General features: G+C 59.2%; 18 protein-coding genes and 1 pseudogene. All 19 read left to right on the forward strand.

The window, feature by feature from the left end:
• Nucleotides 1-215 precede the first annotated feature (215 nt).
• Nucleotides 216-458, forward strand: coding sequence for a hypothetical protein (locus OIM11_04980; GenBank protein HJJ00483.1), 243 nt, complete (start codon nt 216-218; stop codon nt 456-458).
• Nucleotides 459-466: 8 nt separating this feature from the next.
• Nucleotides 467-979, forward strand: coding sequence for an HD domain-containing protein (locus OIM11_04985; protein HJJ00484.1), 513 nt, complete (start codon nt 467-469; stop codon nt 977-979).
• Nucleotides 980-1,030: 51 nt separating this feature from the next.
• Nucleotides 1,031-3,082 carry an ABC-F family ATP-binding cassette domain-containing protein gene (locus OIM11_04990; protein ID HJJ00485.1) on the forward strand — a complete coding sequence of 684 codons (2,052 nt, stop codon included), beginning with the start codon at nt 1,031-1,033 and terminating at the stop codon, nt 3,080-3,082.
• A complete protein-coding gene (locus tag OIM11_04995) occupies nt 3,079-3,777 on the forward strand; it encodes a site-2 protease family protein (GenBank protein ID HJJ00486.1) in 699 nt (232 codons plus the stop codon). The genes OIM11_04990 and OIM11_04995 overlap by 4 nt, the downstream gene beginning before the upstream one ends.
• Nucleotides 3,778-3,803: 26 nt before the next feature.
• Nucleotides 3,804-5,972: a hypothetical protein gene (locus OIM11_05000; GenBank protein HJJ00487.1), complete on the forward strand. Its 2,169-nt coding sequence runs from the start codon at nt 3,804-3,806 to the stop codon at nt 5,970-5,972.
• 93 nt (nt 5,973-6,065) lie between these two features.
• Nucleotides 6,066-6,932 (forward strand): segregation/condensation protein A, encoded by an 867-nt coding sequence (locus OIM11_05005; protein HJJ00488.1) that lies wholly within the window; start codon nt 6,066-6,068, stop codon nt 6,930-6,932.
• 2 nt (nt 6,933-6,934) lie between these two features.
• Nucleotides 6,935-7,519, forward strand: a pseudogene (scpB, locus tag OIM11_05010) (SMC-Scp complex subunit ScpB).
• 443 nt (nt 7,520-7,962) lie between these two features.
• On the forward strand, nt 7,963-8,718 hold the full coding sequence (locus OIM11_05015) for an rRNA pseudouridine synthase (protein ID HJJ00489.1): 756 nt from the start codon (nt 7,963-7,965) through the stop codon (nt 8,716-8,718).
• A 17-nt stretch (nt 8,719-8,735) separates the two neighbouring features.
• Nucleotides 8,736-9,404, forward strand: a complete 669-nt coding sequence (locus OIM11_05020) for a histidine phosphatase family protein (protein ID HJJ00490.1) — start codon at nt 8,736-8,738, stop codon at nt 9,402-9,404.
• A 63-nt stretch (nt 9,405-9,467) separates the two neighbouring features.
• Complete coding sequence (trpS, locus tag OIM11_05025) at nt 9,468-10,517, forward strand: tryptophan--tRNA ligase (GenBank protein HJJ00491.1); 1,050 nt, start codon at nt 9,468-9,470, stop codon at nt 10,515-10,517.
• Nucleotides 10,518-10,553: 36 nt separating this feature from the next.
• Entirely contained in the window at nt 10,554-11,246 is a 693-nt protein-coding gene (locus OIM11_05030) for a peptidylprolyl isomerase (protein ID HJJ00492.1), read from the forward strand.
• Between the two features lie 8 nt (nt 11,247-11,254).
• A complete protein-coding gene (locus OIM11_05035) occupies nt 11,255-11,932 on the forward strand; it encodes a peptidylprolyl isomerase (GenBank protein HJJ00493.1) in 678 nt (225 codons plus the stop codon).
• A 143-nt stretch (nt 11,933-12,075) separates the two neighbouring features.
• Nucleotides 12,076-13,212 carry a prephenate dehydrogenase/arogenate dehydrogenase family protein gene (locus tag OIM11_05040; GenBank protein HJJ00494.1) on the forward strand — a complete coding sequence of 379 codons (1,137 nt, stop codon included), beginning with the start codon at nt 12,076-12,078 and terminating at the stop codon, nt 13,210-13,212.
• A gap of 2 nt (nt 13,213-13,214) precedes the next feature.
• Nucleotides 13,215-14,531, forward strand: a complete 1,317-nt coding sequence (aroA, locus tag OIM11_05045; GenBank protein ID HJJ00495.1) for a 3-phosphoshikimate 1-carboxyvinyltransferase — start codon at nt 13,215-13,217, stop codon at nt 14,529-14,531.
• A 43-nt stretch (nt 14,532-14,574) separates the two neighbouring features.
• A complete protein-coding gene (cmk, locus tag OIM11_05050) occupies nt 14,575-15,258 on the forward strand; it encodes a (d)CMP kinase (GenBank protein HJJ00496.1) in 684 nt (227 codons plus the stop codon).
• A gap of 3 nt (nt 15,259-15,261) precedes the next feature.
• The gene (locus OIM11_05055) at nt 15,262-15,963 is read left to right on the forward strand and encodes a 1-acyl-sn-glycerol-3-phosphate acyltransferase (protein HJJ00497.1); all 702 of its coding nucleotides are present in this window, start codon (nt 15,262-15,264) and stop codon (nt 15,961-15,963) included.
• 9 nt (nt 15,964-15,972) lie between these two features.
• Entirely contained in the window at nt 15,973-16,833 is an 861-nt protein-coding gene (gene ispH, locus OIM11_05060) for a 4-hydroxy-3-methylbut-2-enyl diphosphate reductase (GenBank protein HJJ00498.1), read from the forward strand.
• Nucleotides 16,826-18,175 (forward strand): DUF512 domain-containing protein, encoded by a 1,350-nt coding sequence (locus OIM11_05065; protein HJJ00499.1) that lies wholly within the window; start codon nt 16,826-16,828, stop codon nt 18,173-18,175. The genes ispH and OIM11_05065 overlap by 8 nt, the downstream gene beginning before the upstream one ends.
• Nucleotides 18,176-18,209: 34 nt before the next feature.
• Nucleotides 18,210-19,523, forward strand: coding sequence for a ribosome biogenesis GTPase Der (gene der, locus OIM11_05070; GenBank protein ID HJJ00500.1), 1,314 nt, complete (start codon nt 18,210-18,212; stop codon nt 19,521-19,523).
• Nucleotides 19,524-19,525: the final 2 nt, after the last annotated feature.

A 19,525-nucleotide genomic window follows, 5' to 3' on the forward strand; every position in this document is an offset into this window, starting at 1 on the left:
GGCTTCATTTCGCTACGGTACTCGAGAGGGTTATGCGAAATCAGGGCGTGCATCAAATTACTCGGTTTACGGAAGGAAGAATGATGAGCGCAAGTTGTAGAAACTGTATACATTACATTGGTGGCGCTTATGGGTGCAAATTCACTTTAACTCCTGATTTGTGCGCTCGTTATCAAGCCGACCCCGAGTACGTTGCTCGCGTCAATGCGCAGGCTATGGAAGAATCGCAGCGTAGGCTTCAAGAAGACCGCGACAGGCGAACGGCTGAGCTTCAGCGACAGCAAGAAGCACGATTAGAGGAGCAACGTAAACAAGAAGAAAAGCGGCTGAGGAAAGAAGAAGCACGTCGCAGGGACGCGGAGAGGCGCAAAAACTATGAGGAAATCAATGACGAGCCATACACGCCCATAGCCGTTCGGGCTGCTCTTGGCATATTGCCTCATCTCTTCAAGAAATAACTGGTCGATTGGGTAGCCATGATTCCACATCTCTTGGTATTGATGACAATCGCCTTATCCATAGCCGTGAAGTTGGGCGGTTAGCTGCCCGACTTGCCAGCGATGTCTTCGGTTGGAACAAGACGCGTTGCCAGCAGATGTTTTTGCTCGGCCTTGTTCATGATTGCGGCTATGGCTTTGTCGATGACCCTCTGGATCATCCCATAGCTGGATCAGCCGTATTGAAAGAAGCGGGTTACTCCTATTGGCGCGAGGTACGCTGGCATGGCATGCCCTGTGCCCCCTATTATTCGGACGAGTTACTTGTGCTGAATATCGCGGACATGCTTGTGAGTAAAGGCGGTGAAAGAATTCCCCTTTCACAGCGTCTAGATGATATAGGGCGGCGTTACGGACTCGATTCGGAGCAGCTCGTTCAGGCCAAGCGGCTTGCATGCGAGATTGACTGCTCTCTCAAGCTACGCAGAATAGATCTTGGAGAGCTCCAGAAATTATGGGACTTTCGAGACGCATGCATCTAAAGGCGTCTATTCTGGCCTTTTATTGCCAGAACTCGCGTAGAATAGACCACCATGATTCTCAATGTCGACAAGGTCACCAAGTCATTCGGTACACGCGTTCTCTTCTCGAATGTCTCGTTTCGCATCAACGAGCGCGATCGCTATGCCCTCGTCGGTCCTAACGGGGCAGGCAAGACGACGCTCATGAACATCATCGCTGGCCTTGAGTCCGCCGATTCCGGCCAGGTCGTCTTTGCGCGCGATGCTCATCCAGGATACCTCGAGCAGGAATCCATCGAAATGGAGGGACGCAGCGTCCTCGAGGAAGTCATGACGAGTGTCGCCGATGTCGCAGAGCTCGGAAAGCGCCTCGAGGCTCTTGAGCGCGAGATGGAGAGCGCAGATGAATCGCGCGCCGATGACCTTCTCGCGGAGTACGGTCGCCTGCGCACGCGCTTCGAGGCCAAGGACGGTTACAACATCGAGTCCCAGGCACGACGTGTGCTCTTTGGCCTGGGCTTTCATGAAGAGGATATGGAGCGCTCGACCGATGAGTTCTCCGGTGGCTGGCAGATGCGCATTGCACTTTCCAAGCTCCTCTTGAGGGCACCGGAGATTCTGCTGCTTGACGAGCCCACCAATCACCTCGACCTCGAGAGCGTGCGCTGGCTCGAGAACTTCCTCAAGACCTATCGTGGCGCCGTACTCGTCGTAAGCCATGACCGCGCCTTCATGAATGGCATGGTCGACCACGTGGCTGATATCTCCAATGGCAAGGTCAGCATCTACACGGGCAATTACGATGCCTATCTCGTCCAACGCGATGAGGCACTTGCCCGCTTGGTTGCGATGAAGGAGGCCCAGGACCGCGAGATTGCGCACATGGAGGCTTTCGTCGAGAAGTTTCGGTACAAGGCGACGAAGGCCAAACAGGTGCAAGACCGCGTCAAGAAACTCGAGCGCATCGAGCGAATCGAGATTCCCGAGGAAAAGAAAAAGGTGCGATTCGTCTTTCCGCAGCCCGCGCGTACCGGTGACAACGTCGTGCATATCGAGGGGGTCTCGAAGTCCTTCGGCGAGAAGCATGTCTACGAGAATCTCAATCTCGATATTTGGCGCGGCGAAAAGATCGCGCTCGTTGGTCCCAACGGATCGGGCAAGTCGACGCTGCTCAAGATGATTGCCTGTGAGCTTGGTCATGATGCCGGTTCAATCACCTATGGTGCTCATGTCGAGCTCTCGTACTTTGCCCAGCATCAGCTCGAGGAGCTCAATCTGCGCAACACCGTCTTCGCCGAGCTCGATCATGCGGCGCCAGGATGGACGCAGACGCAGGTGCGTTCGCTGCTCGGCGCCTTTCTCTTCAAAGGCGATGACGTCGACAAGAAGGTGAGCGTGCTCTCTGGTGGCGAGAAGGCACGTCTCGCACTTGCCAAGATGCTCGTTTCCCCTGCACCCTTGCTTTGCCTCGACGAGCCCACCAACCATCTGGACATCTCGAGCGTCGACATACTCGAGCAAGCCTTGCAGAGCTTCGATGGAACCATCGTTCTCATCAGTCATGACCGGCATCTCATTCGCTCCTTCGCCAATCGCATCATCTACATCGATGGCGGTGTAGTGACCGACTACCCTGGCGATTACGATTACTTCCTCTACAAGTCAGGACAAGTTGACGCTTACGGCAACGCTATCGATGCGTCCGAGCAGACGAGCAACCTCAAGCTGTCGGCGCGTGACAAGACCATGGATGCCAAGCCCGAGCCACGCGAGCATCAGAAGCCGCGCCGCACGGTTGCGGTGAGCTCCAAGGGTTCCGCTCCCAAGACCAAAGAGCAAAAGCGCGCCGAGGCCGAGGCGCGTAATCGCGTGTACCGCAAGCTCAAGGACGAGCGCAAGCGCGTTGCCGAGCTTGAGAAGCAAATGGAAATAGATGACGCACGCCACGAGGAACTCGTCACGCTCATGGCCGATGAGGCCCTCTATGCAGACCAGGAGCGCTTTGAGGCGGCAATGACCGAATACAGCGAGCTCAAGGCACGCATGACGGCCAACGAGGCGGAATGGCTCGATCTTTCCGCCACCATCGAGCTCGAGCTCAAGCAGATGGGGGAGGACGCATGAGCAACGCGATGCTGACGCAAGTCATCGAGGTCGTCATCATGGTCGCGGCCTTCATCCCGGCGCTCGTCTTGCACGAGGTCGCGCACGGTTACGCCGCATACAAGCTCGGCGATCCGACCGCCAAGAACGCCGGGCGTCTCTCGCTCAACCCGCTCAAGCATATTGACCCCTTCGGTACGGTCATCTTGCCCGCTTGCCTCATTGCGATGTCGGTGCTCGGTGGCGGAGGCGGCATGCTCTTCGGCTACGCGAAGCCCGTCCCCTACAATCCGCGCTACTTCAAGAACATTCGCAAGGGCGAACTCATCGTCGGACTCGTGGGGCCCGTCACGAACCTCATGCTGAGTCTCGTGGGAGCCGCGATAGCCTGGGGTGGCATCTACCTCTACCAGATGCCCGCCATTCCCGCCGCCGTTGGCTTCTACATCTGGTACTTCGGCACCTACTTCTGCACAATCAATCTCTGCCTCGCGTTCTTCAACCTCATCCCGATTCCACCGCTTGATGGCAGCTCGATTATCGCGGCGTTCCTGAGCGACAAGGCGCTGCGCACGTACTACAAGGTCCAGCAATACTCCATGTTCTTCTTCCTGCTCATCATCCTCGTGCTGCCGTATTTCCTCCACGTGGACATTTTCGGCATCTACCTTGATGTGACTGCCGGCGCGATTTCTCGCTTCCTGTTGCCCATCTAGTGAGAGCGAAGGGGGAGGGACGTCTCGTGACACGTGACAATCACGACATCCGCGTTCTCGTTCTCGTCGCTGCGGGGCTCTTCGTGCTGTCGAGTGTCGTGCGTTTTTGCCTTGCGGACTTTCCGAAGTGCATCGGCGTGCTCCCCGATGAGATTCGCTACCTTAATCTCGCCGCGAGTCTCTTCAACGAAGGACAGCTTATCGAGCGTGGTGGTTTCTCGAGCTTCCAGAAGATTCTCTATCCGCTTGCACTCTCGCCCGCGTTTCTGGCAGATGATCCCCTGTTGCGCGTGCGTCTCATCGCGCTACTCAACAGTATCTACGTCTCCTCGGCCGTCTTTCCGGCGCTTCTGCTTGCCCGCAGACTCTTCACCGGCAAGGCGCCGGTCATCATCTGCCTGCTCTTCGCCTTGATCATGCCCGACATGTGCTATTCGATGACGTTCTTGAGCGAGTGCATTTACCTGCCGCTTGCGTTATGGCTCATCGCCTGCTGCCTGCGCGCCTTCGAGGCACGGGGAAGGGCGGGGTATGCCTGGTGCGCCGGCGCGGGACTACTGTGCTATGTCACTTACCTTGCCAAGGAAGTGGCCCTTGGCTTTGCCCTTGCCTCCATAGTGGTGATGATCGTGCGAATATGCCGCGCGAAAGATGACGGAAGAGCGCAAGCGGACGACGGCCTGCGGACGACCGCAGGCATCTCGAGCAGATCCGCGATGAGCGCGATGCGGTCTTGCGAGGACTGTCTGAGCGCGCCTGAGGCGCGCGAGTTCCGCAGCAGCATCGCGCGAAGCGCGGGTCGGGTGCGAGGGCAAGCCTGCGGTCGTCCGCAGGCCGCTGTCCGCAGCGGCATCGCGCGAGTCGTGGGTCGGGTGCGAGGGCAAGCCTGGCTTCGCGCCTGCCTCTCCCTTGCTTGCTTCGTAGTCGGTTTCCTCATTCCCTTCATCATCCTCAAGTTCACGCTCTTCTCGGGGCTTCTCAACTCGTATAACCAGACCGATCCGTCGGTGCTGCTCAATCCCTACGCGCTGCTCTTTGCCATCTACGCGCTGGCAAGCGATGCGACGCATTTCGTCATCGCATTCGCGTTCTTCCCGCTCGCCCTGCCTGCTCTTACCTGGCCACGCTTGACGAGGCGGGAACGTGACCTGTACCTCTTCTGCCTGCTCGCCTTCGTCTTCATCCTCCTCATCGTCGTCTACACGATATCCATACGCGAGGATCTCGGGCATGTCGGCATTCGTCCGCACGTGCGCTACGTCGCCCCGATTTTCCTACCGCTGCTCTTCCTGACCATCAAGCAGCTGCTGCGCGGCGATGGCACCGCCATCATGCGCACCCCCTTCGCCTTTGCCGCGGCCATCGCGATGACGTTGGGCATGTGTCTGCTCGTTGTCTTCATGCTAGGAAATGGCGATTACTCGCAGGGTTTCGACAATGCGCAGTTCCATCCCCTGCGTCTGCTCGGAGAACACCTGTCGCCTCTTCCCATCGACCCGAACGTTGACCCGTCCGTTAGCTCGGGCGCCAAGGACATCTACCACGGCGCGTTCCTCGAGATAAATCCCGGCATCTGGCTTGCCAAGGCGCTTGTCTGTATCTACCTTGTCTTTGGTATGTGGGCGATTGCCTCGAGACATCATCCCAAAGTCGCAATCGGCGTTCCCGTGCTCATCGCGCTCGCCATGATAGCGGCCAATGTCGGTGCCTACCAGTACAACGACTCCGTCTATCGTATCGATGCAGAGGAAGCTGCCGAGACCTGTGCCGTGAACGAGTTCGTCTACGCCTTGCCCGATGGCGAGCAAGTTCTCGTCGTGGTCGATGACGAGAACTCCTCCTTCAACAACCTCATGGACGTCTATCTCGAAAACGAGCGTCTCAACTGTGCCTACATCCTCGAACGCCAGCTACGCAATGCGCTCGAGGAGGGTGCGATATCGCAGAGAGAGCTTTTGCTCGCGAGCGACGATACGGTGGGGGATAACATCTTCGATGCGAACGGCCGCACTTGCGATGATGATGCGGGCATTGCCTACATCGTGATGCCCAAGGCCCAGAAGCTCGAGTTCGAAGAGGGCGCTACGCTCGACGTCACTCCTGAGTGGTTCGAGGATATCGTGGTGCTCCAGCTTGTACCCGACGCTTCCGTTGCCCTTGTGCCATCGGCTGTTCGGATGTCATCGACGCGCTAAAAGCAGACAAACGCAAGGTGCATCCGCCCGATTGACATGTTCCTGCGCTAGAATAGCGAACCAAGCGCATGTTCGATAAACGGGAGCCCAAACGTGTCATATCGCGTTCGCATAGATGCCTATCAGGGGCCTTTTGACCTCCTGCTCACGCTCGTGTCACGCCAGAAGATCGATATCGGCGCCATTTCGATTGCGGACATCACTGACCAATATCTTGCGGAAGTCGAGCGCATGAAGGACCTTGACCTCGATATCGCGAGCGATTTTCTTGTCGTGGCGGCAACTCTGCTGCAAATCAAGGCATCTTCGCTTCTTCCCAAGGACGGCATCGAGCAGATCGAACTCGATGATGAGTTCGCGGATCTGACGCCGGAGCAGACGCGTGACATCCTGGTCGAACGTCTCGTCGTCTACAAGCAATTCAAGAATGCCGCCGCTGCCCTAGGCATGCGCATGGAAAACGAGGCAAAGATGCACCCCCGGCAGGCAAGTCTCGAGGAGCAGTTCCTCGGTCTCATGCCGGATTACCTCAAGGGCACGACGCTTCACGGACTCGCGGTTATCTGCGCTGACATCGCCGCACGACGTGACACGTTCCTGCTCGAGGCCGAGCACATCGCCGCTGTGCCCATTTCGATGGAAAAACACGTCGAGGGCATCTATCGCTCGATGCGCCGCCGCGAGAGCTGTACCTTCAGTCAGCTCGTCGGGGACACCCCCACGCCCGAGCTCGTCGTCGTTACCTTTCTGGCAATACTCGAACTTTACAAGCGCGGCGTCATCAGGATTTGCCAGGATGCGGCCTTTGCCGAGATACAGCTCGATATCGATGCCGATGCACCGGAGATCACCGATTTCTCCGTGCCCGATTGGGGCATGCCGGAAGACCCGTCTCTCGAGCAGCTTGATGACGAGGACGTGCAGGATGCACCAAATGAAGACATGCAAGATGAGGAGTAATCATGGCACGTGACGAGCGATATGCGGACTTGATGAGCGCTGCCGAGGCACTGCTTTTCGTATCGGACGAGCCCGTGAGCGCCGCGCGTCTCTCGGAGATTCTCGACGTGAGCCCCGTGCAGGTCGACGAGGCGCTGGTCGCGCTCGCCGCCGAGTACATGGACGAGAACCGCGGCATACAGTTGCGTGAGGTCGCGGGCGGTTGGCGTTTCTACACGCATCCCGCCTATCACGAGGCCATCGAGCGCTACGTTGTCTCCTGGGACACGCATCGCATGTCGCAGGCCGCTCTCGAGGCGCTTGCGGTCATTGCCTATCATCAACCCGTAACGCGTGCGACGGTCAACGCCATACGAGGCGTGAATTCGGAGAGCGTCGTTTCCTCGCTTGTCGAGAAGGGCCTCGTGCGCGAGATGGGCCGCGATAAGCCGGGAGGATCCATCCTCTACGGCACGACGCGCACCTTCCTCGAGCGATTCGGCCTCAAGAGCGTGAAAGACCTGCCACCTCTTGAGGATTTTGCGCCGGACGACGCAAGCCGTGAGCAGATTCGCGAGCGCTTGAGCGGTGTGGACAAAACCGATGACATGCAACTCGAGCTTTCCGGCGAGGACGAGCCAATCGAGTTGCTGCAAGCTGAGGCGGCTGCTGCGCTCGATGCCGCTGCCGCGCGCGTCGAGGAGGTCGATGCGGGTGATGAGGCACGCGTTGACGATGCCGAGGGCGTTGCCGATGTCATCGCCCAATCCATGACCGAGAAGGTTGACGACTACCTTGGTGTCGATATCGAGGACGTTGACGGTATCCTCGACGCGTACTTCGGAGATGATGACGAAGTCGAATCTGACGAAGACGATGCCGATGACATGGACGATGACGAGCTAGTCGATGAGTACGCAACTGATGAAGACGACCTCATCGACACGGCTGATCCTGAGGAAGAGGAAGCATACGTCTATATCGATGACGATGACGAGGAACCCGATGAGGACGAGCCTGATGATGACGATATCGAGTTGGTCGGGTAATCATGACGGATGCAACGCCCGAACAACCGTTTCCCATGCGCCTGCAGAAGTTCCTCGCCCGTGCGGGCGTTGTGAGCCGGCGTGGCTCGGAGGATCTCATGACCGCCGGGCGCGTGAGCGTGAACGGCCGGGTCGTGACCGAACTCGGGAGTAAAGTCGACCCCAAGGTCGACACTGTCTGTGTCGACGGCCGTGAGGTGCACCTCGAAGACGATTCCGTCTACCTCATGCTCTACAAGCCCAAGGGCTATCTGACGACCATGGACGATCCGCAGGGACGTCCCTGCGTCGCGCAGCTCGTGCCGCGTGATCTATATCCTGGCCTCTATCCCGTTGGCAGGCTCGATAAGGACACGACGGGCTTGCTCCTGTTCACGACCGATGGCGACATGGGCCAGCATCTCCTGCATCCCAAGCACCATGTCGACAAGACGTATCAGGCACATGTGGATGGCGTTCCCAGCGCAGAGGAGATCCAGGCACTTCGTGATGGCATCATGCTCGACGACGGTCTCACGGCGCCGGCGCGGGTTCGCATCGTTGCCGAACGCCCCGATGGCAGTTCCGATATCGAGCTCGTCATTCACGAGGGCAGAAAGCGTCAGGTCAAGCGCATGTGTTCGGCCGTGCATCATCCGGTGCTCGACTTGCACCGGAGTAGCTTCGGCCCACTTGAGCTCGTCGATGTCGAGGAGGGCGCCTGGCGTCTCTTGCGTGATGACGAGGTTGCGAGCTTGCGCGAGGCTGCGGGCCTTTAGACAGGGAGAAGCTGGTTATGACGAAGCACGAAGACGATACGACCCCGAACCCGCTTGCGACGGGAGTCAAGGATGAGATGCCACGGGTCTTGCTCATGCGGCATGCCCAGACGCACGCGAACTCCCAGGGTTTCTTTCTCGGGAGAAGAGACGAGGGCGTGACCGCACTCGGTGAGGAACAATCACGCCGCGCCGTCGAGGGGCTCGTCGCCTGGCGTCCTGACCGCATCATATGCTCGCCCCTCAAACGTTGCAGGATGATGATTGCCGAGCCGGCAGCACGCGAGCTTGACGTCGAGCTGCGCGTTGACGAACGTCTCATCGAGTTCGATTTTGGCCCCATCGAGGGCATGACCTTCGATGATGTCATCGAGCACGACTTGCCCTTCCCTTGGGGACCGCGTGCGGCTACGTGGCCACCCGCGCAGGGAGGGGAGAGCTTCGACGATTTTCTCGCACGCATCCGAGAGGCGAGTGAGGAGCTCGAGTGCCTGGAAGGCCGTACGGCCGTCATCGTACATGGTGGCGTTATCAGGGGGTTTCTCGCGAATTGGCTTGCGATGGGGCCTGATGAGGTGAATCACCTCATCGTGCGCAATGTCGATAGCTTCGTGTTCAGGACGCGTCCGGGGTTTGCCGAACTCGAATCCTACGGTATCCATCCCGAGGATTTGGGCAATTACTAGCCGTACGTTTTTTCAGATGGTGTACCATCTTGCAGACATTTTCGAGAGAAAGGCAGCTCCAACATGCCAAATGAAGGCAGCTTCGAGGCGGCAAAGCGCAAAAGCGATGCGATTCGCGCGGACTTTGACGTCAATCCCAGCAAGTACTGTATGCTCACGGGTGACCGCCCTACGGGCAGGTTGCACCTCGGGCATTACTTCGGGACGCTCAAGGGGCGTGTCGATCTGCAGAACCGCGGCATACACACCAACATCGTCATTGCAGATTATCAGGTCATTACCGATCGCGACACGACGGATAATATCGCCGATAACGTCTATAACATCGTCATTGACTACCTTGCCTGCGGCATCGACCCAGCCAAGACGATGATCTTCACGCACTCCGCAGTTCCCGCGCTCAATCAGCTCATGCTGCCTTTCCTCTCGCTCGTGAGCGAGTCCGAGCTCGAGCGCAATCCAACCGTCAAGGCCGAGCAGGAGGCATCGGGCCATGCGCTCACCGGCCTGCTTTTGACATACCCGGTCCACCAGGCCTGCGACATTCTCTTCTGCAAGGGCAATGTCGTGCCCGTCGGCAAGGACCAGCTGCCGCACATCGAGCTCACGCGCACCATCGCCCGCCGCTTCAACGAGCGCTACGCCCCGGTCTTTCCCGAGCCCGAGGGCGTCCTCTCGGATGTCATCGAGGTTCCCGGCCTGGACGGTCGCAAGATGTCCAAGAGCTACAAGAACGGCATCTCATTGTGCATGACGGCAGACGAGACGGCCAAGATCATCAAGAAGTCCCCGACGGATCCCGATCGCAACATCACCTTCGACCGCGAGAATCGACCCGGCGTCTCCGCGCTGCTTACCACCGCCGCGCTGTGCTCGGGTCGCACCGAGATGGACATCGCCGCTGAGATTGGCGATGGAGGAGGCGGCGCGCTCAAGGCGTTTGTCACCGAGGCGGTCAATGACTACTTCGCTCCCATACGCGCGCGCCGCGAGGAGCTTGCGCGTGACCTCGATTACGTCAAGGACGTGTTGCATGAGGGCAATCGCAAGGCGAACGAGATCGCCAATGCGACGCTTGGCGAGGTGAACGAGGCGATGGGAATGGTCTACTAGTTCGCGTACCTGCGCTTGTAGTAGAATGACTCGTCTATGAAACGCCTGCTGTACATCCCCATCGCGTGCATCGTCTTGTCCTGCACCATGCTCGCCTGCGTGCTCCTTGCCGGATGCGCATCATCGACGTCTGTGCAGACCGATACGCAGAAGTCGGACTCAGACGAGGTGCTCGTGCATGCTCCCGTCGAGGAGATCGACTACTCTAGTGGCATCCATCATGCCGAGCTCGTCTTCGAGGGCTACGAGTCCTCGCCGCTTTCCATCGAGGTCTATTCGCACTCCGCACCTGTCACGGCCGAGAAGTTCTGCCGTCTCGTCGATAGCGGTTTCTACAATGGCAAGCCCGTCTACTGGATTCTGAACGAGATGTACCTGCGCGTTGGCAATACGCAGCAGGACAACAACTATCTCATCACGGGTGAGTACGAGGAATCCGAAATCAAGAACTCCAACTCGCTCAAACGCGGTGTCATCGCCATGAACCGCGCGGTCGACGGGCAGCAAAGCGACGCATCGAGCCTCATCATCTTCATGAGCGACCTCTCCTTCCTCGACGGCAAGTATGCCGGCTTTGCCAAGATTGTCGAGAACTACGAGGTCATCGAAGAGATCGCCAAACGCACCACCGCGGCCGATGAGGATTTCCGCATCATCGTCGATGACAACGGCAGGATTATCGACGAGACCAAGTATCCGCGCATCGCATCGATAACCATGATTGATTGAGGTATGACATGAAGAAGTTCGCCCGCGCTTTTGCAATCATCGGGCTCAGCGCCCTGATCTGCTGCACGCTTGCTGCGTGCGGCTCGTCCTCGTCCTCGTCAAAGAGCGTCGATCCCAATACCGTGACCACGAAGGCATCGGGCAAATACGCCACAGGCACGCATCATGCCGTCGTCAAGGTCGAGGGCTTCGACCCGTTCACTATCGAGCTGTATGCCGATTCGGCACCGGTCACGGTCGCGAACTTCTGCAGCCTCGCCGAGGACGGATACTACGATGGTCTCAAGTTCTACCGCATCGTCGAGGGCTTTTGCCTGCAGGGTGGCACGAAGGGCAATAGCGCCTCGGGCAATGACCCTGCGCTGCCTCCCATCATTGGCGAGTTCTACGAAAACGATGTCGACAACAGCTTCGCCGACGAGTTCAAGCGCGGCACGGTCGCCATGGCACGTACCGGCGTCTACAACAGCGCCAAGACCACCTTCTTCATCACGCTTGCCACAAGCGAGAACGTCTCGCTCAGCCTTGATGGCCAGTACGCCGCGTTCGGCATGGTTGACGATGCCGGCATGCAGACGGTGGATGCAATCGTGAACACCTATCTCAAGTATGCCACGGGCCAGGGCGGAGCAATCAACAACCCCGACAACATGCCCACGATTGAGTACATCACCATCGAGGACTAAGGATTAGTTGAGATCGACGGGGATGAGACACATTGGACAGGTACATCTGTCTCATTGCGATCGCAATGAGACAGATGTACCTGTCCAATGTGTCTCATCCCCGCATTTGACCAGATAAACGAGATAGAAAGCTGTTAGAACTCATGTCAATACCATTCAAGAAGGTCGTCATCATTGGCGTTGGCCTCATCGGAGGCTCGATTGCCGCGGCAATGAAGGAACTTGACGACCCGCCCACCATCATCGGCATCGGTCGCCATGCCGAGCCGCTCGAGAAAGCCCGACAGCAAGGCGCGCTCGACGAGTACGCGCTCGTCGATGACCCACGTGTCGACGAGTGGCTTTCGAGCGGCGAATGCGATCTCGTCATCATCGCCACACCCGTGCACGCGGCGCGCGAGTGGTTCGAGCGCCTCGAAGCCGATGGCTACGATGGCGTCATCACCGATGTCGCTTCGACCAAGGCGGTCATCACCGGCTATTCCGATGAAGTCCTCTCGCGCCCCGATCTTTACCTCCCCGGACATCCCATGGCGGGATCCGAGGCCAATGGTTTCGGTGCCGCGCGCGCTGACCTCTTCCAAGGTGCCTACTGGATTCTCTGCCCTGAGGGCGACAAGCAAGACGAGGTCTTCCTCAAGCTCTACGAGACCTTCAGCGCGCTCGGTGCACGCATCATCTCCATTAGTCGCGAGCAACATGACAGCGCCATTGCCATCGTGAGCCACGTGCCGCACATGGTTGCCTCCTCGCTCGTCGAGCTTGCGGGTAATCACGTTGACGAGCGCAAGGAGCTCCTGCGCTTGGCCGCCGGCGGTTTCAAGGACTCCACGCGTATCGCAGCCGGTTCCCCCGAGCTGTGGTGCGGCATCGCGCTCGACAACAGCGAGGCACTCTCACAGGGCCTGCATGAGGTCGGCGAGATCATCGCGCGCTTCGAGACGGCCATTCGCGAAGGTGATGCCGAAACGCTCACGACCATGCTCGAGGAGAGCGCGCGTCTGCGTCGCAGCCTGCCTGCCAAGTGGATTCCCGATTCGGCCAAACTCACGCAGGTGCGCATCCCCATGACCGACCATCCGGGCATCATCGCCGAGGTGACGGGTATGGCAGGACATGCCGCCTGCAACATCCAATCTATCGAGATCGACCACATCAACGAGGACACCGCCGTGCTCGAACTTATCCTGACCGACGAGGGCGATATGGGCCGCTTTGGTGGCGAGCTCATCACCAAGGGTTACGACTTCTCGATAAGAAGTCTCGAAGAGGAGCTCTAGACATGCCCTTCGTTGGCACGATTCGCGTCCCTTCCGACAAGTCCATTTCGCATCGCGCCGTGCTTTTCGCCGGTCTGGCGCAGGGCGTCTCGAGGCTCGAGGCCGTGCTGCCAAGCGATGACGTGCATGCGACCATCGAGGCGATCAGGGCGCTCGGCGCCCATGTCAAGCTGGCACCGGGATCCCGTGGTCTCGAAGGGGAAGTCGAGGGCATTGGAAAAACTGGGACAAATGGACAGGACATTTGTCCCAGTTCGTCTTCTGCGGCGGGACTCGTCATAGATTGCGGCAATTCCGGCACGACGGCGCGTCTGCTCATGGGCGTTCTCGCGGGCCTCGGCATGGACGCGACGCTTGTCGGCGACGCTTCGCTCTCCCGACGTCCCATGGAACGCGTCATGGGGCCGTTGCGCCGTCTTGGCGCGGCGTTCGAGAGCGACGAAGGCCATCTGCCCGTCCGTGTTCTTCCAAACCAGGGCCTGCATGCCGCACAGCTCATGACCGAGCAAGCTTCGGCCCAGGTGAAGTCAGCCATCTTGCTTGCCGGCATGCAGGCGCAGGGAACGACCTCCGTTACGGAGCCCTCGAAAAGTCGTGATCATACGGAGCTACTCTTGCCTGCCTTTGGCGTCGATGTCGAGGTGAACGGCCTCATGGCATCTGTCGAAGGCCCCGCGCGCATGCACGCGCATGACATGTCCGTTCCCGGTGATCCCTCCTCGGCGGCCTTCGTCGCCGTTGCCGCCGTGCTTTCCCCTGGCTCCGATGTCACACTCGAGCAGGTCGCGCTTAATCCGACGCGCACGGGCGCATTCGAGGTGCTGCGTCGCATGGGAGCTGCGCTCGCGTATCGAGACGAGCGTACGGAAGGGCGCGAACGCGTGGGTGACGTACACGTTGCCTATACGCCGCAGCTTACTGCGACTCGTGTCCTGCCGGACGAGATTCCCACGCTCATCGACGAGATACCCATCCTCGCCATTGCCGCGGCACTGGCATGTGGCGAGAGTGTCTTCGAGTCATGTGGCGAGCTGCGCGTGAAGGAATGTGACCGCATGACCGCCATCATCGAGGGGCTTGCGGCCTTCGGCGTTACGGCTTATGCCGATGGTGACGACCTGCACATCATGGGCTTGGCCGGTGACCTAGGCGACATGCCTCCCCATGTCTCGCTTCCGACGTATGGCGACCATCGCCTTGCGATGACCTGGTACCTTGCAGGCGAGCTCTTCGGCGTCGATGTCAAGCTGGATGACGTCGAATGCGTTTGCGTCTCGTGGCCTGATTTCTTCGCCGACATGGAGAGTCTGAAACGCTGAGATGGTACACTGACCTCACGTCAGATGAGCTAAGGAGCAGTTTGTGATAATTGCTATCGACGGGCCTGCGGGTTCCGGCAAATCCACCATTGCCAAGCGCGTCGCACGCATGCTCGGTTTTCATTACCTTGACACGGGTGCCATGTACCGGTGCATCGCCCTCTATGCCATCGAGCACGGCATCGGTTTTGACGATGCCGCTGCACTTGAGCCCGTCGCGCGCGAGGTTCCCATCGTCTTCTCGCACGAGCCGGGCAATCCCGTTGCCAGCGCCGTCTCCTTCGATGGCGTCGACGTGACGGCTGCGATTCGCACGCCAGAGGTCGACAAGGCCGTCAGCCCGGTGTCGGCCATCCCCGAGGTGCGCACGGCCCTCGTGGAGCAACAGCGTCGTATCGCCGCGCATGATGACATCGTGATGGAGGGCCGCGATATCGGGACGGTTGTCTTTCCCAACGCGGATCTCAAGATTTTCCTGACGGCAAGCCCCGAGGAACGCGCACGTCGCCGTGCGTTGCAGAATGCCGAGCGCGGCTTCGGCGACACGGATCCGTCGGTCATACTCGCCGACCTCATTGCTCGTGACAAGGCCGATAGCACGCGCGCCACTTCGCCGCTCAAACCGGCAGACGATGCCAGCGAACTCGATACGACGGACATGAGCATCGACGAGGCGTGCGATGCGATCGTGAAAATGGCTCGTGCGGTACACGAAGGGGAACAATAGGGCATGAAGTCTCTCGAAGAGATATTCGACTCGGGTGTCTGGGTTCCCAAAGGCAAACCGCACAACTGGTTCATCTATGTGGCGGCATACTTCGTGCGCCCCATCCTCAAGGTGTGCTTTCGTTGGAAGATACGTGGCATCGAGAACCTCGAGGCCATTGGCGACGAACCCGTCGTCTACGTCTGCAATCACGTCTCGTACGCCGACCCATGTGTGCACTGGTGCGCGTTTTACGGGCAAAGGCGCTTCAGCCGCATCCTTGCACGGCATACGCTGTTCAAGCCTGTGCTCGCGCAGCTCATTGCCCGCGTGGGGGCGATTCCCGTCAATCCCGACTCTGCTGACCGCACGGCGGTCAAGCGCGCCGCTGCCTGTCTCAAGCGTGGCGAGAGCGTGCTCATCTATCCTGAGGGCACGAGGATGAACAAGCCGAACAAGGTGTACCATCCCCATGCCGGCGCCGTTCTTATTGCTAATATGGGCCATGCGCGCATCGTGCCGATTGGCATCGAGGGCACGGAGAAGATCATGCCCTACGGCAAACCTAAGTTCATCCGCTTCCCGCGTGTCTACCTCAACGTGGGCAAACCCATCGACCCACGAGGCGATCAATTCGAGAACCTTCCCAAGAAGGGGAGGGCGGATGCGATCATCGCCTCGATCATGGACGAGGTCTTTCGTCTGCGCGATACGGCACGCGGCTAGGAAGCTTTCGTGTCCATCATTATCGAAATCGCCCAAAATGCCGGCGCATGCTATGGCGTGAAGCGTGCGCTCGAGATGGCGCATGGGGCTGCCGAAAGCGCCGGTCCCGTGCATACGCTTGGTCCTCTCATCCATAACCCACGCGTCGTCGATGATCTTGCCGCCCAGGGCGTGCTCGTCGCCGACACGCTCGATGAGGTGGCGGAGGGGACACTCGTCCTCAGGAGTCACGGTACCGCTCCGCAGATTGTCGATGCCGCGCTCGATCGCGGGCTTGCCGTCGTAGATGCGACCTGTCCCTATGTCTCGAAGGTCCAACGCAAGGCGCGGCAGCTTGCCGAAGAGGGCTACGCCGTCGTCATCATCGGCGAACCTGGTCACGCCGAGGTCGAGGGCATACGCGCTTGGGGCGGAGAGGCGGTCATCGCCGTTGCCGACGTCCCCGAGAAGCTCCCAGATGAGCTGCCTGCAAGGGTCGGTGTCGTTATCCAGACGACGCAAAGCGCCGATCGCGTTGCCGCCGTGCTCGGCGCGCTCGAAGGGCGTGTCGAGGAGCTTCGTGTCGAGAAGACCATCTGCTTCGCAACGCAGGAGCGCCAGGACAGCGCTGCCCAGATTGCCTCGCAGGCCGAGCTCATGATCGTCATTGGTGGCAGGAACTCGGGAAACACGCGCCGCCTCTACGAGATATGCAAGGCACGTTGCGCAGCGACGCATCATATCGAGGATAGCGTCGAAATCGAGGCTTCCTGGCTTGACGGCGTCGAACGCATCGGCATCACGGCGGGTGCGAGCACGCCGCAGGAACATATCGATGCCGTGTGCGCGTACATACGCGAGCTCACCGACAAGGCGACGGATAATGTCTGACGCCTCTCGCATGACATGCCCTTACGGCTCCTCCCGGACGCCGGCACAACCTCAGCCCTGTCGTGCCCGTGTCGCGTATGTCGAGGAGGGGTCGCCGGCCGATCGCGTTGGCGTTGAGGCGGGCATGGTCATCACGGAGGTCGAGGGGAGCAATCTACGCGACCTCATCGAGTGGCGTTGGCAGGCCGATGGCTTCGATGTCGAGGTGACGTTTGATGACGGACAGACTGCGCTGCTCGAGCGCGAGTTGGGGGAGGACTGGGGCATCACCTTCGATGACTGCATCTTCGATGGTGTCATGACCTGCCGCAATGCCTGTAGTTTCTGCTTCATGGGCATGCTTCCCAAGGGCATGCGCAAGACGCTGTACCTGCGAGATGACGATTATCGTCTCTCGTTTTTGCAGGGAAACTTCGTGACCCTTACCAACATCGATGATGACGAACTCGAACGCATTATCGAGTGTCACCTCTCGCCGTTGCATGTGTCACTGCATGCGGTGAGCCCAGACGTGCGTGAGACGCTCATGGGCAAGAACGCCGCGCGCGGCATGGAAGTGCTCGAGGCTTTGCTCGATGCCGGTCTCGAGGTGCACGTGCAGGTCGTCGTCGTTCCCGGCGTGAACGATGGGGCGGAGCTCATGAGGACGCTTGCGTGGATCGAACGGCATCCTGGCGTGCTTTCGGCAGGATTCGTCCCTCTTGGCTACACGAAGCACCAGCGCCGCTTCTCCTCGTCGTTTTCAGACGATCCCGATGCGGCTGCTGCAGTCATCGAGCTCATCCGCGAGTTCCAGGAGGATTCCGGCGTCGAGCGCCGCAACCCGCGTCTGCAGATCGCAGACGAGTTCTATATCGATGCGGGATACGATTTTCCGCCTGCCTTCATGTATGCGGGCTACCCTCAGTTCCAGGACGGCATCGGCATGATGCGTTCCTTCATCGACGAGTGGGACGAGAACGCCGAGCATATTGCGCAGCTCGCAAAGTTGCTTGATGAGGCACGTCCTGCATATATCGTCTGCGGTACGGCGTTTGGTCGAGTGCTTCAGGGACTCATCGATGCATCACCGCTTGTCGGCAAGCTCGAGATACTGCCTGTCGAAAACGAGTTCTTTGGCGGAAACGTCGATGTGACCTGCCTCATTACCGGAAGCGATCTAATCCCGGCGTTGCGCGCGGCGCACCCCGAGGGCATCGTCCTCGTAGCACGCGAGATGTTCAACCAGGATTTCACCTTGCTCGACGACGTCACGCTTGCCGAGGTCGAAGCGGCAAGTGACGCGACCGTGCGTCTGTGCACCTACACGCCTGTGGATATCATCGACGCGTTGATGCGGTAAGATACGAATCGTAATCCTACGTTAAGAGGTGTTCATGAGTCTCCCGCTCGTTGCCGTGGTCGGTCGTCCGAATGTCGGAAAGTCCACGCTCATCAATCGTATAACGCAAACGGAAGATGCCATCGTGCACGAGATGCGCGGCGTAACGCGTGATCGTTCGTACCATCGAGCGGACTGGAATGGCCTCGACTTCATGATCATCGACACCGGTGGCATCGCCCTCGGGGACACCGATATGTTTCAGGGCTCCATCACGAGCCAGGCGCTCGTTGCCTGCGAGGAGTCCGATTGCATCATTTTCGTCGTCGATGGTAGAACGGGCGTCACGAGCGAGGATACCGATATCGCGCGCGTGTTGCTCAAGAGCAAAGTTCCCGTCGTGCTTGCCGTCAACAAGCTTGACAATCCCGATCGCGAGGACGAAGTGCTCTGGGAGTTCTACTCGCTTGGACTGGGCGATCCCATGCCCATTTCCGCCTCGCATGGCCATGGCACGGGTGATCTGCTTGATGCTGTCGTACGCGAGCTTCCCGAGGATGCAGGTGATGACGAGACGGATGACGAGATTAGCGTCGCGATCATCGGGCGCCCCAATGCGGGCAAGTCATCGCTTACCAATCGCCTCGTCGGCGGCGAGCGCTCCATCGTGAGTGATGTCGCTGGCACGACACGCGATGCGATCGATAGCGTCGTCGAGCATGATGGCGTGCGCTATCGCATCGTGGATACGGCGGGTATTCGCCGCAAATCCCAAATCGACGAGGACGTCGAGTACTATGGGTACGTACGATCGCTGCGTGCCATCGATCGTGCCGACGTCGTGCTTCTCATGATCGATGCCACGCTTGGCCTGACCGATGCCGACCAGAAGGTCGCGGGCATGGCTGCCGAGCGTGGTTGCGCCATGGTCGTGCTCATCAACAAGTGGGACCTCATCGAGGACCCCGATCGCCGCGACGAGATTCGAGAGCTCGTGGGCGATCGTCTCGAGTTCGTCGGGTATGCTCCCGTCATCTCCATCTCGGCCAAGACGGGTCGTTCGGTGCACCGCATCTGGGATGCCATCAACACCGTCTACGATAATTACTCCTGTCACATTCCCACCAACCAGCTCAACGCGCTGCTCACCCAGCTGCGCGACTTCGGCCATACCATCGTGAAGGGCAGCAAGCGCCTGCGCCTCAATTACGTGACGCAGGCCGCGACTCAGCCACCCGTCTTCACGTTTTTCGCGAATTTTCCGGAAATCATCGATGACACGTACCGTCGCTATCTCGAGAACCGTCTGCGCGAGAACTTCGACCTTGTCGGTACACCCATTCGCATCAAGTTCAAGAGGAAGAACTAACC

It is taken from the genome of Coriobacteriaceae bacterium (assembly GCA_025992705.1).
In the GTDB taxonomy this organism is placed as follows: domain Bacteria; phylum Actinomycetota; class Coriobacteriia; order Coriobacteriales; family QAMH01; genus QAMH01.